This is a genomic window from Acinetobacter sp. 24-47-67 (genome assembly GCF_056779735.1).
This window is the reverse complement of sequence record NZ_JBWYIK010000009.1, coordinates 99,860-113,235: the sequence shown is the minus strand read 5'-3', so window position 1 is coordinate 113,235 and position 13,376 is coordinate 99,860. Positions and strand designations below refer to the sequence as shown.

12 protein-coding genes, 1 tRNA gene and 1 pseudogene are annotated in these 13,376 nt (G+C 36.2%); 8 read left to right on the top strand and 6 right to left on the bottom strand.

The features are described 5' to 3' along the window. Window positions 1-65 precede the first annotated feature (65 nt). The 6 genes from AC1M9K_RS11425 to AC1M9K_RS11400 are packed head-to-tail and all read left to right on the top strand — an operon-like array spanning window position 66 to window position 6,449. Complete coding sequence (locus AC1M9K_RS11425; RefSeq protein WP_481589331.1) at window positions 66-1,103, top strand: branched-chain amino acid ABC transporter permease; 1,038 nt, start codon at window positions 66-68, stop codon at window positions 1,101-1,103. Then, window positions 1,100-2,902 carry a branched-chain amino acid ABC transporter ATP-binding protein/permease gene (locus tag AC1M9K_RS11420; RefSeq protein WP_481589330.1) on the top strand — a complete coding sequence of 601 codons (1,803 nt, stop codon included), beginning with the start codon at window positions 1,100-1,102 and terminating at the stop codon, window positions 2,900-2,902. Before AC1M9K_RS11425 ends, AC1M9K_RS11420 begins: the two co-directional genes overlap by 4 nt. Continuing rightward, on the top strand, window positions 2,899-3,672 hold the full coding sequence (locus AC1M9K_RS11415) for an ABC transporter ATP-binding protein (protein ID WP_035266352.1): 774 nt from the start codon (window positions 2,899-2,901) through the stop codon (window positions 3,670-3,672). Before AC1M9K_RS11420 ends, AC1M9K_RS11415 begins: the two co-directional genes overlap by 4 nt. A gap of 38 nt (window positions 3,673-3,710) precedes the next feature. Next, entirely contained in the window at window positions 3,711-4,712 is a 1,002-nt protein-coding gene (locus AC1M9K_RS11410; RefSeq protein WP_481589329.1) for a ketopantoate reductase family protein, read from the top strand. Then, entirely contained in the window at window positions 4,702-5,445 is a 744-nt protein-coding gene (locus AC1M9K_RS11405; RefSeq protein ID WP_228143120.1) for a class II aldolase/adducin family protein, read from the top strand. The genes AC1M9K_RS11410 and AC1M9K_RS11405 overlap by 11 nt, the downstream gene beginning before the upstream one ends. A gap of 17 nt (window positions 5,446-5,462) precedes the next feature. Then, window positions 5,463-6,449, top strand: a complete 987-nt coding sequence (locus tag AC1M9K_RS11400) for a TauD/TfdA family dioxygenase (RefSeq protein ID WP_481589328.1) — start codon at window positions 5,463-5,465, stop codon at window positions 6,447-6,449. Window positions 6,450-7,054: 605 nt separating this feature from the next. Here the strand turns inward: AC1M9K_RS11400 and AC1M9K_RS11395 are convergent. Then, window positions 7,055-8,416: a spinster family MFS transporter gene (locus AC1M9K_RS11395; RefSeq protein WP_481589327.1), complete on the bottom strand. Its 1,362-nt coding sequence runs from the start codon at window positions 8,414-8,416 to the stop codon at window positions 7,055-7,057. Between the two features lie 174 nt (window positions 8,417-8,590). Between AC1M9K_RS11395 and AC1M9K_RS11390 the strand changes: the two genes are divergently transcribed. Next, a complete protein-coding gene (locus AC1M9K_RS11390; protein ID WP_092767707.1) occupies window positions 8,591-9,040 on the top strand; it encodes a MarR family winged helix-turn-helix transcriptional regulator in 450 nt (149 codons plus the stop codon). A gap of 97 nt (window positions 9,041-9,137) precedes the next feature. Further along, window positions 9,138-10,214 (top strand): nitrilase-related carbon-nitrogen hydrolase, encoded by a 1,077-nt coding sequence (locus AC1M9K_RS11385; RefSeq protein WP_180028226.1) that lies wholly within the window; start codon window positions 9,138-9,140, stop codon window positions 10,212-10,214. A 13-nt stretch (window positions 10,215-10,227) separates the two neighbouring features. Here AC1M9K_RS11385 and AC1M9K_RS11380 read toward each other — a convergent pair whose 3' ends face one another. The 5 genes and pseudogenes from AC1M9K_RS11380 to AC1M9K_RS11360 form a co-directional block, all read right to left on the bottom strand. After that, window positions 10,228-10,920, bottom strand: a complete 693-nt coding sequence (locus AC1M9K_RS11380; RefSeq protein WP_481589326.1) for a cupin domain-containing protein — start codon at window positions 10,918-10,920, stop codon at window positions 10,228-10,230. A 230-nt stretch (window positions 10,921-11,150) separates the two neighbouring features. Continuing rightward, entirely contained in the window at window positions 11,151-11,642 is a 492-nt protein-coding gene (locus tag AC1M9K_RS11375) for a hypothetical protein (RefSeq protein ID WP_481589325.1), read from the bottom strand. Next, window positions 11,635-12,231 (bottom strand): hypothetical protein, encoded by a 597-nt coding sequence (locus AC1M9K_RS11370; protein WP_481589324.1) that lies wholly within the window; start codon window positions 12,229-12,231, stop codon window positions 11,635-11,637. Before AC1M9K_RS11370 ends, AC1M9K_RS11375 begins: the two co-directional genes overlap by 8 nt. A 304-nt stretch (window positions 12,232-12,535) precedes the next feature. After that, window positions 12,536-12,780 (bottom strand): annotated as a pseudogene (locus AC1M9K_RS11365) (PAAR domain-containing protein); the annotation flags it as partial. Window positions 12,781-13,280: 500 nt separating this feature from the next. After that, window positions 13,281-13,356 (bottom strand) — tRNA-Gly (locus AC1M9K_RS11360). Window positions 13,357-13,376: the final 20 nt, after the last annotated feature.

The following is a 13,376-nucleotide window of genomic DNA, read 5'->3' as shown; positions in this document are numbered from 1 at the left end:
ACTCAGAGCGATATGCATATGTCGCTCTAGGTAAATTCATCCTCAAAAAAGGGTAGGAAGATGTTATGGATTTAAATATCGCGTTAATTTTGGGGCAGGATGGTATTACCAGTGGTGCTATTTATGCATTATTAGCGCTATGTATCATTTTGGTTTTTACTGTCACTCGGATATTACTCATTCCATTGGGTGAATTTGCTGTATTTGGTGCATTGACTTTGGCATCCATTCAAGCAGGTATTCCAAGCTTAATAGTTTGGCTGGTCGTTGCGTTTTTTATTGTCAATACAAGTCTGGATTTATACGCTAAATTTTTTAAAAATCAAATATTTAATATCAAAATTTTTATTGCGTCATTGATTTATATTTCTTTGATCGTTATCGCGATGTACACACTACCTTTAGCGACGCTTCCAATGCCAATTCAAGTTTTATTGACTTTGGCTGTGATTACACCGCTTGGTCCTCAAATGTATCGCACTTTTTTTCAACCTTTAGTCGCAGCCAAACCTTTAGTTTTATTGATCGTGTCGATAGCGGTTCATGTGGCATTAGTCGGTTTAGGACTCGTGATATTCGGTCCAAATGGTGCTCAAACACAACCGTTTAGTGACAAAAGCTTTGAGATTGGAACTCTTGTTTTAAGTAGTCAAACTTTGATCATTATCGCTTCATTCTTTGTGATGATTTTAGTGCTTTGGTATTTTTTTGAAAAAACACTCTATGGCAAGGCATTGCATGCAACCGCTGTCAATCGAATCGGTGCACAGCTCATGGGTATTTCTCCAATCTTTGCGGGCAAACTGACTTTTGTTTTAGCTACATTTATCGGAACCTTATCAGGCATTTTAATTGCACCGATCACAACCCTGTATTACGACTCAGGATTTATTTTAAGTCTGAAGGGATTTGTAGGGGCAATCATTGGAGGACTAATCAGCTTCCCAGTCGCAGCAATTGGTGCCGTGATTGTTGGTGTTATTGAGTCTTTCTCCATGTTTTGGGCAAGTGATTACAAAGAAATCATCGTCTTTACATTAATTATTCCTTTCTTACTTTGGAAATCACTCACAACTCGTCATGTTGAGGAGGATGAAGAATGAAATCAAAAACTTATTTCTTTATATTTGCGCTAATTGTATTCATCAGCCCATTTTTTTTACCGACCTATCAAGTCACGTTATTGAACTATATTGGTCTAAATGCATTAGTCGTGTTAGGTCTTGTATTGGTGACAGGCGTTGGAGGCATGACTACATTTGGTCAAGCAGCCTTAGTTGGAATTGGCGCATACGCAACTGCTTACTTAACTGTGACTGAACAATTACCAAGTTTCCTCGCATGGACAGGTGGTAATCCTTGGTTTGGACTTCTGCTCGGAATAGTCATTACAGTCGCATCTGCGATTTTGGTGGGTGGCTTAACACTAAAACTTTCAGGGCATTATCTGCCTTTAGGTACGATCGCTTGGGGCATTTCACTTTATTATTTCTTTTCGACCATTGAAACTTTAGGTGGGCATTCTGGAATTTCGAATATTCCCTCTATCTCTATCGCAGGATTTGCCTTTGATAATGGCAATAAAATGTTCTACCTCATTTGGCTCATTGTATTTATTGCCATTATTTTGACAAAAAATCTTTTAAATTCTCGAGAGGGTCGAGCGATCCGCGCTTTGAAAGGCGGACAAGTAATGGCTGAGTCTATGGGAGTAAATACGTTTAGAGCAAAAATGATCATCTTTGTGATTGCTGCAATTTTTGCATCAATTTCAGGGTGGCTTTATGCACACACGCAAACTTTTATTAACCCGACACCTTTTGGACTCCAAATGGGTATCGACTACTTGTTTATGGCGTTGTTAGGCGGTGTCGGTAGTATTTGGGGTGCAATATTAGGTGCAGGCATATTCACCATGGTACGCCAATGGTTGCAAGATGCTTTGCCTATTATTTTTGGCGGACAAGGTCATTATGAAACAATCGTATTTGGATTAATCATTGTTGTATTGATGCAAAAAGCACCATCAGGGATTTGGTCATTTATTACTAAGTTGATCCCAAATAAATATAAGCCTGTAGATTTATATCCTTCAATCCACCCCATTCCTCAAATGGACAAAGCAGACAATCAAATCAACAAGGGTGAATTGATATTAGATGCGAAGAACATCACGAAAAAATTTGGTGGCTTAGTTGCGAACAATGAAATGAATCTGAAAATTCACGCTGGAGAGGTTCTCGCTTTAATTGGTCCGAATGGTGCTGGTAAAAGTACCATGTTCAATCAAATATCAGGTGTAGATGTTCCAACAAGCGGTGAAGTTTTATTTAAAGGTAAAAAAATAAATGGCATACCATCCAGAGAAATTGCCAAATTAGGATTAAGTCGCACATTCCAACACGTAAAAATCTTGCCTGAAATGACAGTATTAGAAAATACAGCCATAGGTGCTCATTTGCGCGGAGAAAAAAGTGTCATCTCATCCATGTTACTTCTTGATCGAGTTGAAGAAAATGAACTTCTCAATGAGGCTAAATATCAACTAGAACGTGTAGGGCTTGGAGAATATTTGTATGTTGAAGCTGGCAGTTTAGCACTCGGGCAGCAACGTATTTTAGAAATTGCACGTGCTTTATGTGCGAACCCAAGCTTATTACTACTTGATGAGCCCGCAGCAGGATTAAGATTTAAAGAGAAACAAGCCTTAGCTGAACTTCTATCTAAATTACGTGCTGAAGGTATGGCGATTCTCTTGGTCGAGCATGATATGGACTTTGTCATGAATCTCGCAGACCGAATTGTGGTCATGGAGTTCGGTCAAAAAATTGCTGAAGGATTACCAGAAGAAATTCAAAAAAATGAAGCTGTATTGGAAGCTTATTTAGGAGGTGCTGCATGATCACAATGCTTGGAAATCAAGAGGGCACGCCTCTGCTAGAAGTAAATAATTTGAGTGTTGCTTACGGAAAAGTCGAAGCGCTTTCAAATTTTAATATGCGTGTTAATCAAGGTCAAATTGTTTCTGTCGTTGGTCCAAATGGTGCGGGTAAAACAACTTTATTGTCTGCAATTATGGGCGTGCTGGGTTCTAAAGGAAACGTCGATTTCGATGGGCATGTGGAGCAATGTCCACAGGTTGAGCAAATGGTCATTCGTGGGCTTGGATTAGTGCCTGAAAAACGAGAGTTATTTGGAACAATGTCTATCGAAGACAATCTTATGCTTGGCGCTTTTCAACGCTATCGCCAAAGAGACAAAGAGATTTTCAGCACTTTAGATGAAGTGTATGACATTTTTCCTCGTTTGAAAGAAAGACGATCACAGCAAGCAGGGACACTTTCAGGTGGTGAACGACAAATGCTTGCAGTGGGTCGTGCACTCATGGCTAAACCTAAATTGTTGATGCTTGATGAGCCGAGTTTGGGATTAGCACCACTCATCACTCGAGAAATTTTTAAGGTCATTGACCAATTAAGAGGACATGGCGTGTCTATCTTGTTAGTTGAGCAGAATGCCAGAGCTGCTTTAAAACTTGCAGATTATGCTTATGTCCTTGAAATGGGAGAACTATCAATGGAAGGAAGGGGCTCTGATTTAGTTGAAGATCCAAGAATCATCGAAAGTTACTTAGGAATTAATAGTAAGCATCAAGACGTATTAGCTATATAGAACATAACAAATCATACGATTTTCAGGGATTTGAATGGATGTCAAAAAAAATTTTGGTATATGGTGCTGGAGCCATAGGCTGTGTAGTTGCTGCTAGATTAACGCTAGCAGGACACCAAGTCACTGTTCTAGCGCGAGGGGAAAAAGTCGAAACGCTAAAGCAAAAAGGGATTCATTTAAAAGATGTACTGGGTGAGTTCCAAGTACATCCATCTCGAATTGTGGATACTGAAGAATGCATTGAAAAACAGGATTTTATCTTTATAGCAACCAAGTTTAACGCTTTATATGAAATTTCAACTCAGTTGAAGCGTTATATGCATAACGCGACAGTCATTGTCCCGTTAATGAATGGAATACCCTTTTGGTATTTTTACGGTTTAGAGAATAACTCTAAAAAATCAAGGATAAATTGTTTAGATCAACAGGGAGTTTTAAACGAGCATTTTCCATTAGAACATTTAATTGGCGCTGTTGTATTTATTACAGCGCAAAGTGTCAATGAAAATGAGGTCAAATCAGACAATCCATATTTGTTGATCTTTGGTGAGCCAAGTCATCAAATGACTGAACGATTACATGCGCTTGTTGAATTGTTTGAAAATACAAGTATCGAAGCACGACCCGTAGAGAACATCCGAGATCAAATTTGGACCAAGGTTATGGCTAACTTGAGCTCCAATCCATTGTCGGTTGTGGCTGATGCTCCGCTAAGTAAAATTTATTCTGATCACAATTTAACTCGAATTACGCAACAAATTTTATATGAAGTTCGAGCTGTTGCGGCTTGCTATGGCGCTCGTATCAATATCGACCCAAACACATTTTTAAAATTGGGTTCAGAGATGGGGGAAACATATACATCAATGTGGCATGACTACAAAAATCATCGCCCTTTAGAGTTAGCACCCATTGCAGAAGCTGTATTTGAATTGGCAGATGCTTATGAATGTCCGATGCCGACATCCAAACTTATATATGAATTAACGGTCTATTTAAGCGAACAAGCCAGAACAAGGAATAATGAAGATGAAAAATAATGTATTGAATGTATCTGAAGCTGAATGGGCGCTCAGAGTTAAATTAGCGAATTGTTATCACCTTATTGATTATTTTGGTTGGACGGAAACAATTTTTAATCATGTCTCAGCGCGCTTACCAGGAGCTGAACACTATTATTTAGTAAATCCTTTCGGCTTGAACTATACGGAAATCACACCCGAAAATTTATTAAAAGTTGATTTAAACGGTAATAAAGTGATTCATTCTGAATATGATGCCAATCCTGCAGGATTTGCTTTACATAGTGCTGTTCATGGTGCTCGTGATGATATTCGATGTTTAATACATACACATACCACACCAATCAGTGCCATTGCACAAAAGAAAGATGGCTTTAAAAATGACAATTTTTATGGTGCGCAGTTATATGGTCGGGTAGGCTATCATGCCTTTGAAGGCATTACCCTATTCGAAGAAGAAAAACAAAGAATGATCAAAAGTTTAGGTGATCATCACATTCTGGTACTTAGAAATCATGGTGTAGCTGTGGGAGAGAGTACGATTGAAAAAGCTTTTTTCCTACTCTGGACAGTTCAACGAGCGGCAGAAATACAATGCCAAGCGGATTCAATGCGTGGTGACGATGTTGAATTAGATCATATCGTAAAACAGAAGTGTGCAGACTTAACTCAAATGTTAATTCAAGAAAGTGCTTTCGCAGATAAGTTTTTTAATGCGATGGTCCGAAAAATGCAGGAAAACAAACACTAGTTCAGGGATAAATTGCGATGAATACGATATTAAAAGAGAAAATCAGTCATAAGTCGGCATGGGTGGGCAAAGACCTAAAAAATCAGACAGATTGGATTTATTATTTAAGCGAAGAAATGCTTCATGAATTAAGCCAAAATTTGCAATTGATAGAACAACAAGATCTAGAAATTGATCAATTGAATAACACGCATTTAACGATTAATAATTCACAAGTTTTATCTGAATTTAAAAAATATGCCGATGAGCTTGAGAATGGATATGGTTTCTTTCTATTAAAAGGTTTGGATGTCTCTAAATTTAGTGAACGCCAATTGGCGATTATTTACTATTTAATAGGCATGTATATGGGTCAACCCGTTACCCAAAATCCTAAAGGCGATTTATTGGGTAAAGTAGAAAACGTTGGTGATCTTAATAACAAATCAACGCGAGTTTATGAAACAAACGCATATCTCCCTTACCACACTGACTTATCTGACGTAGTTGGATTGCTATCAATTAGAAAAGCAATGAGTGGAGGATTGAGTAGTCTCGTCAGTGCTGCCACAGTCTACAATAGAATTTTAGAAAATTATCCTGAATATCTAGGTTATTATTATCATCCGACTTATTGTGATCATCTTGGTGACTCAGAACCAACACTCACGCCTATATTTAGCTTTTATGACAAAAAATTAAGTTGCCGTTACTTAAGAGCATATATTGAACTAGGACATGAGCGAAAAGGAATACCTTTATCCAGAGTTCAAGTCGATGCGCTTGATATTTTCGATCAATACATACAAGATCCTGATCTCAGACTAGATATGATGCTTGAACCGGGTGATATGCAGTTCTGTAATAACTATTGTGTAATGCATTCACGATCGTCATTTATAGATGATGAAGACATCTCAAAGCGAAGAAAATTATTAAGATTATGGTTAAAAATGCCTAATGCCCGATCTTTAGCCAAGGATTTCCCAGGTAGAAATGGTATTCAAAAAGTAAATCTTTCTTAAAAAATGCTCATTATTTGACTACAACCTGACTCGGACTTTTAAGGCCGAGTCTTTTTTTTTGCGATTACTCAAAAGTTGTAAGACTGAATCTGATTTAGAGATGAGTATAAATAATAATTACGCACTCATCTGATTGATCACCTAAACAATATTCTTTTTTTGTTAACGCGCTATATGGTTCGGCATTATATCGTCTAACAATATTCACACTTTGAATGAGTTAAGTTAAATCAGCTTCTGGAAGTGAGTTTTCCTCATTCAGCAGTCCTGAACGCATTTTATTAAATTTGAGAGTGATTTCTATTCAAGTAGGGAGAATAATCTGCTCTTCAAACGAAAAATGTTGAAAGCCTAGACCTGACAGGGAATACGTCGTTTATCTTTATTTAATCGGGCATCGGACATGGGTATTCATCATAATGCGGCTTTGGCTTGCAACAAGTAGATTTTGATTATTTTTTTCTACCTTTGATTAGTTTAATCATTATTGATTCTCAGTTGAGAAAAAAGAACTCGAACAGATGTTCGAGTTCTTTTTCTAAAATAAACTAAATATGAGCTTAGATTTTAGAAAATGCTTTATGTAATTTTGCACAAATCACTTCTTATCTGACCATTTCATCTTTTTCTACATCTAGACTTTTCACAAAATGTTTACATCCTGTTTTGAGTAAAATAATAGTCAATAACGCTGAGAATCCACCTACGATTGAAATTGAATAACCCACCATGTTGGTATCACCGAATACTTTATCGGTAATTAATGCGACTAAAGTTGTTCCAATACCTAAACCAATTAAGCTACTGATTAACAAGAAAATTGCAGAAATTTGAGCTCGTAATTGATTTGGAGCTAAAATTTGCATAGCTGCTGTTGAGGTTGGCATTGGGAAAGATGCAAAGAACATAGCCACTGTAAAAATAGCAACAGATAACCACAGTGAGTCTACTAATGTATAGCTAATAATCGGTAAGATAATTCCTAAACCACCTAAATAACCAGCATATATTGCAGCATCACGTCGACCTTTACTTGTCAGATAGTCAGTTAACCAGCCTGCAAAGAAAACGCCAGATGTGTTTGCGATAAGTAGAATCGTTCCTAACATATAACCTGTTTCAACAGGACTTAGACCAAAGTTACGCATATAAAATGCAGGTGACCAGCTCATGACACAAAACAATGCCATTGCATAGAATGTGAAGCCCATGTAGTGACAAGTAAATGTCTTACTGTGCTTTTTTAAGAATTTAAACGAATCCGTAAATTTAACTTTTACGACATTACCTGAGGCATCGAGTTTTTGTCCTGTTCGTTGCGGATCTCTTACTGTTAAAATAAATAAAAGACCAATAAAAACGCCTGGCAATCCAACGAGAATAAAGGCAACTTGCCAAGCCTTCATCATGCCGAGTAAAGGAACATCAATAAACGTTGCATCTTTTAATAAGCTGATCACATAGCCGCCAACGAGAAAAGCCATCCCCCCACCGATAAAAGAACCAATGGAGTAAATACCAACGGCTTTACCTAATTTGTCTTTACTGAACATATCACTAAACATGGAATATGCTGCGGGTGATAATGCTGCTTCACCAATGCCAATCCCCATTCTTGAAAGAAAAAGTTGAATGAAGTTTTTACTTAGACCACAAGCCGCTGTTGCTAAGCTCCAAAAAATAATGCCAATTGCAATAATTTTTGGTCGGGAAAATCGGTCTGCTAAATAAGCGATAGGCAATCCCATAAATGCGTAAAATAGGGAAAAAGCTAAACCGTGCAATAGACTAAACTGAGTATCAGTTAAATTTAAATCTGCTTTGATCGGTTCAATCATCAAGACTAAAATTTGTCGATCAATATAAGAAAATATATAAGCCAACATACATAGTGTGACTACGTACCAAGCGTATCTCGTATTTTTTTTGACCGAAGCGGGTTCTTCAGCATTTAGAGTATTCTGCATTTTCGTATCCTATATCCTTAAGGGTTTGATTTTTATTCCATTATTTTTTTAGCTAAACTGTGACTAGGTATTCAAACTTAAGCAGCATTAGTCATATATAATGCAAAGTTAAACTCAAATACTTTTTTATCAGCATACTGATAATATTTATGATTTTATAAAAGGGCAATAGGTATGTTTAAAAAAAATACGAATTCACCTGAAATATTTGATAATGAATCGGGTTACCTTGGATTTTTATTAAGAAAGACATCCCATGTATATCGTTTAAAAATGGAGCGTGTACTTGCTGAATATTCAATCACTCCACCACAGTTCACAATTTTGAAAATTATTTTGACTTACCCAGGTTTCACAAATGCGGAAATAGCACGTTTTGCTTCATTAACACCGCAAACAGTAAATTTGATGATCTCAAAATTAGAAAAACAAAATATTCTCTATAAAACTTCTCATTCTACGAATAAGAAAATTCAATTAATTGAGATATCAGATTTAGGGAAAAAACTTATGGAAGATTGTGGTGATGCTATTGATCGTTTAGAAGATTCTCTAGTCGATGGTTTTAGTGAAAGTGAAATAAGAATCGTCAGGAATTGGATGAAAAAAATTAATGAAGAATAATTTTCTAAATTATTTGGTTTTTGAACTTGCATAATTATCAGCACACTGATAATTTTTAAGTGCATTAAAAAACTGAATGGATTTAGAGGAAAATAAAATGATCAAACCTTATGGTGTAGTAGGATTAGTTCCAACAATATGGGGCACAAGTTGTAGAGCAGATATTATGAAAAATATCTCTCATTTAGAGGAACTTACATCCGGTGCATTATGGTTGAGTTCTTTAGATATTCCAGTAAGACTGTTGGTTCTCCCAGAGGGGGCATTACAGGGCTTCAACGATGAAGCACTCGATGTTGATATTCAAGAATTCTTGGATGATGGTGCGATCGATATACCAGGCCCTGAAACAGATCGTTTAGGTGAGTTAGCTAAAAAACATAATGTTTTTATCATGGCGCAAGCCAAAGCTAAAAATGAGGATTGGCCAGGCATTATGTTTAATGTCGGATTTATTATAAATCCTCAAGGCGAAATTATTTTAAAACACCACAAAATGTCTGCTTTATTGCCATGCGAGCGTTCAGCATCACCTCATGATTTGTATGATGAGTGGGTAAAAAAATATGGTGAAGAGCTTCAATCATTTTGGCCAGTGGTTGATACGGAAATTGGTCGATTGGGCATCATGATGGCAATGGAAGGTAATTTTCCAGAAAATGGTCGAGGCCTAGCGATGAATGGTGCTGAAGTCGTCTATCGTGCATCTTTACCAGCTTCATTTACTGAAAATGATGTATTTGAAATCTCCAATCGTGCTCGTGCTTTAGAAAATAATATGTACGTAGTAGCACCTAATATTGGGGGGATGTATCTTGATGAAAATACATTAGCACCGATCGATTGTGGTGGTGGTCTTTCTATGATTGTGGACCATAAAGGTAAAATAGTGGGTAAACAGCATGATACCAATGGATCTACCTATGTCACTGGTGTAGTTGATATAGAGGCACTTCGTTATCATCGTACACACGCTCAGGTGACCAATTGGATGAAAGATATACGTGCAGAATGCGCACAATTAATTTATAAAAATAATATATATCCTAAAAATTTGTATTTGCAGCAAAAACAGGGACATCACGACGAATATAAAGCGGAAGTGATTGATAAGCAAATTCAGAAGCTTATTGATATGGGTGTCTGGAAAAAAAGCGCATATGATGAATCTTAATCAATGCACTAGCTTAAAAACCCAATAATGTATTGGGTTTTTTGGGGTATATATTTTTTAAATGATCTTTTTTTACATAAATCAAAGCGCCAGAAGCACCTGCTTTGAATTCAATACGATGTTGAGTCGGAAACCTCATCCACGAACCAGCTGAATAATTTCGTTCATTCATCACCAATTTACCTTTGATAATGAAAATTTCAATACCGTTATGATGTGTTGATTCTAAAACCTGTTGGCTTTCGAGTTTTTCGAGAAAGGTGTCTTCATACTCAGATTGAAATAGTTGGCAAATCTTTCTGTTGTTAAAATAGGTCCAGTTTCGCTCGTCACGAGTATCAATTCGTGTAGCTAATTTTTCTTCTTCAGACATTTGCATGAGTTTCACCAAGATCAGACATCCATCTAAGCTCGAGACAATATGTTTAGAAAGGTGAGGATTTCGCATATACCATCCAGATGGATAGTGCTGATGATCATCTTCAGTAAAAGTCCCGTTTAACACTAGAACTTCTTCACCGAAGGGGTGTTGATGCTCTGGGAACTGAGAATTTGAAGGGAACTCAACTAGGCTGGTTGCTCTTGCTTGTTCTAAGCCAAGACGATCAAACATCATTCGTTTAACTTCGCCTCTTGGGGATTGAATCCATTGATAATCCTCTGGAGTAATTATTACAGGTTGAGAGAAGTCAGCATTTAATCTCATGCTTTTAGCCTAAAAAAGAGCATTAAAGTAATTAATATTATCAAAAAAAGCGTGAATTTAAGATGAAAACCTGTTCAAGTTCGAGTGTGATTGGGTGTGGAGCAACTTTGACTTTGGTCGGCTAGCTTCTCTTTTCTCTTTCGAATAATTTAATCTATGTCGACTTTATTTGAGAATCTAAGTCAATAAAAAAGCACTTTATAAGTGCTTAATTGCAACATAAGAATGAACTAGTTCGTGATATTTGATTGTTTTACGATACATGGATATTCAAACGTTCCAGCGGTAGTATCTTTCAATAAATTTGACCAAAGTTTATTTTTGGTATTAATCCAACCATAAATATCTTCATAGAACTCCGAGTTTAAATTAGCTTTTTCAATGTAAGATTTATTGAGTAGAAATTTAGTCATTAAGCACATAGAGTTAAGCTCTACAGGATTACGATCTTTTTCAAGACTGAAGTTATTTTTGGCTTCTTTTTCATACTTACGAAGCATAGTTGCTTTTAAAAGAGTAGATTCGAATAACTCCATTGTTAAATTATTTGGGGAGGTTTGATTAGCTAAAGCAAAAATATTTCCATCAATACGTAACATTGTAGGTAAAAAACTTGCTTGAATATCCACTTCTTGTTGAAGTGAAGGCGATGAATTACATCCAGTAGAAAACAATGCAGCAGTTAAAATAGTAACTATTAATAAATGTGAATTTTTAAACATCGGGATAAATTCCTTGTTCAGCTAAAACCTTTAGCATTTTTGGATTATAATCTTGGTTGAAGAGTAATTTGTACATTGAGCGGTTGATTTTCTCACCACTATTTTTCATCTGTAAAACTGCCGCACCAGCCATTACATCACTAATATTAAGATCATCTAAAGTACCTTTGAGTCCAATCAGATCTTGAATAGCGAAAGTTGTTCCAAACCTAGTTTTAAACTCATTACTTTTAAATTCTGCAACGATTAATGCTGCTTCTTTCACAACATTTTTTTTCAAATATCTCTGGAACAGAACGTACATTCTTGTGTGGTAGCCTGTTGCAGATAATAGATTCTCATGTGGTAATACATCATGTTCTAATCCAAAACGAATTGCCAATGCGTATTCTAGCTTATTTGTATTTACTAAGTGTTTCCACATATGAGCAGGCATCATAAAGTTGTATGGTTGAACTATTTTCCGATTAAACTCTAAAAGGCAAAATGGTTGACTGACAGAACAGTTTTCAATTTTATCAGGGTAGCCTTCCCATGCTTTAGCATTACCAGGAACTGTTTCAGTGTTTGGACCTAATTTATCACTCATAATTTTACTCAAAAGGTTTCATAGGCTTAGATAAATCGAATGTTTCAACTTTCACCTCAGCAGGTTGATAACCAATTTCATGAACTATTGTTTTGCCATCATTCCCGGTAAAGTTTTCAATTTTTTCACCATTTGGTAATGTTAAAATATAGAAAAAATCAGCATGAGGTGTTCCGTTGTGTTCATCTTTGAATTCAAATTGAGCTTTATAAAGCTCTTTGTTATCAATTAAATTGTTAGATTCAACTAAAGCATTTGTACTTTGAGAAAATGAACCCATTCCCAATCCTTGTGACTTTCCAACTAGAACTTGACCTGGAATAAAAGTCGCCCCACATGTAGTTTTATCTCCAGCGACAATCATTCCTTGCCATTAATAAGAACAAGACTATTACTAGCTATTGCTGAAACCATTGTTTTGCATTTCGGACAGTAGTGTTTCATACCTTGAAGATGAGCAGCTTTTCCCTGAACAATAAAAGTACTATCAACTTCAGTAACTACACCACCATGAGTTGTTTTATCGCCTATTGTTATTGTTGCTTGCATTTTAAGTCTCAAGTTGACTAACCCAATTGAATAGTCAAATATTATCGATAAAAAGGCTGTGACATGTGATGCTCTTTTGTAAACAAAACATATTGAATAATAATGTTATTTCAAAATTACGTAGTTGCTAGGATCTATGGTCATTATTAAGTTGTAATTTAGCGTTGGAATTGAATAATTTTATGTTTTTTTAATATTAATATGGGAATAATAGCTAGGCACTTATTTGTTGACTCACACTTTAACGTTTTTGCATAAATGCGGTAATCGATTTCTAAATTTTTGACTTATAACTATTCATTTAAAATCTCATTTTTTATAAATAATTTGGCTGTTGGCTGTTGGCTGTTGGCTGTTGGCTGTTGGCTGTTGGCTGTTGGCTGTTGGCTGTTGGCTGTGAAGTGTTGCCTCTTTCCAATAATTTAATCTAGATCGACTTTATTTGAGAATCTAAGTCAATAAAAAAAGCCTCAATCTTTCGACCGAAGCTTTTAAAATTTTGGAGCGGGAAACGAGACTCGAACTCGCGACCCCAACCTTGGCAAGGTTGTGCTCTACCAACTGAGCTATTCCCGCAATATGGTGTGAATTATAGT

What these genes read in the sequence shown, in the direction of transcription:
- AC1M9K_RS11425 (WP_481589331.1), top strand. Translation starts at nt 66, where the DNA reads ATGGATTTAAATATCGCGTTAATTTTGGGGCAGGATGGTATTACCAGT.
- AC1M9K_RS11420 (WP_481589330.1), top strand. Translation starts at nt 1,100, where the DNA reads ATGAAATCAAAAACTTATTTCTTTATATTTGCGCTAATTGTATTCATC.
- AC1M9K_RS11415 (WP_035266352.1), top strand. Translation starts at nt 2,899, where the DNA reads ATGATCACAATGCTTGGAAATCAAGAGGGCACGCCTCTGCTAGAAGTA.
- AC1M9K_RS11410 (WP_481589329.1), top strand. Translation starts at nt 3,711, where the DNA reads ATGTCAAAAAAAATTTTGGTATATGGTGCTGGAGCCATAGGCTGTGTA.
- AC1M9K_RS11405 (WP_228143120.1), top strand. Translation starts at nt 4,702, where the DNA reads ATGAAAAATAATGTATTGAATGTATCTGAAGCTGAATGGGCGCTCAGA.
- AC1M9K_RS11400 (WP_481589328.1), top strand. Translation starts at nt 5,463, where the DNA reads ATGAATACGATATTAAAAGAGAAAATCAGTCATAAGTCGGCATGGGTG.
- AC1M9K_RS11395 (WP_481589327.1), bottom strand. Translation starts at nt 8,416, where the DNA reads ATGCAGAATACTCTAAATGCTGAAGAACCCGCTTCGGTCAAAAAAAAT.
- AC1M9K_RS11390 (WP_092767707.1), top strand. Translation starts at nt 8,591, where the DNA reads ATGTTTAAAAAAAATACGAATTCACCTGAAATATTTGATAATGAATCG.
- AC1M9K_RS11385 (WP_180028226.1), top strand. Translation starts at nt 9,138, where the DNA reads ATGATCAAACCTTATGGTGTAGTAGGATTAGTTCCAACAATATGGGGC.
- AC1M9K_RS11380 (WP_481589326.1), bottom strand. Translation starts at nt 10,920, where the DNA reads ATGAGATTAAATGCTGACTTCTCTCAACCTGTAATAATTACTCCAGAG.
- AC1M9K_RS11375 (WP_481589325.1), bottom strand. Translation starts at nt 11,642, where the DNA reads ATGTTTAAAAATTCACATTTATTAATAGTTACTATTTTAACTGCTGCA.
- AC1M9K_RS11370 (WP_481589324.1), bottom strand. Translation starts at nt 12,231, where the DNA reads ATGAGTGATAAATTAGGTCCAAACACTGAAACAGTTCCTGGTAATGCT.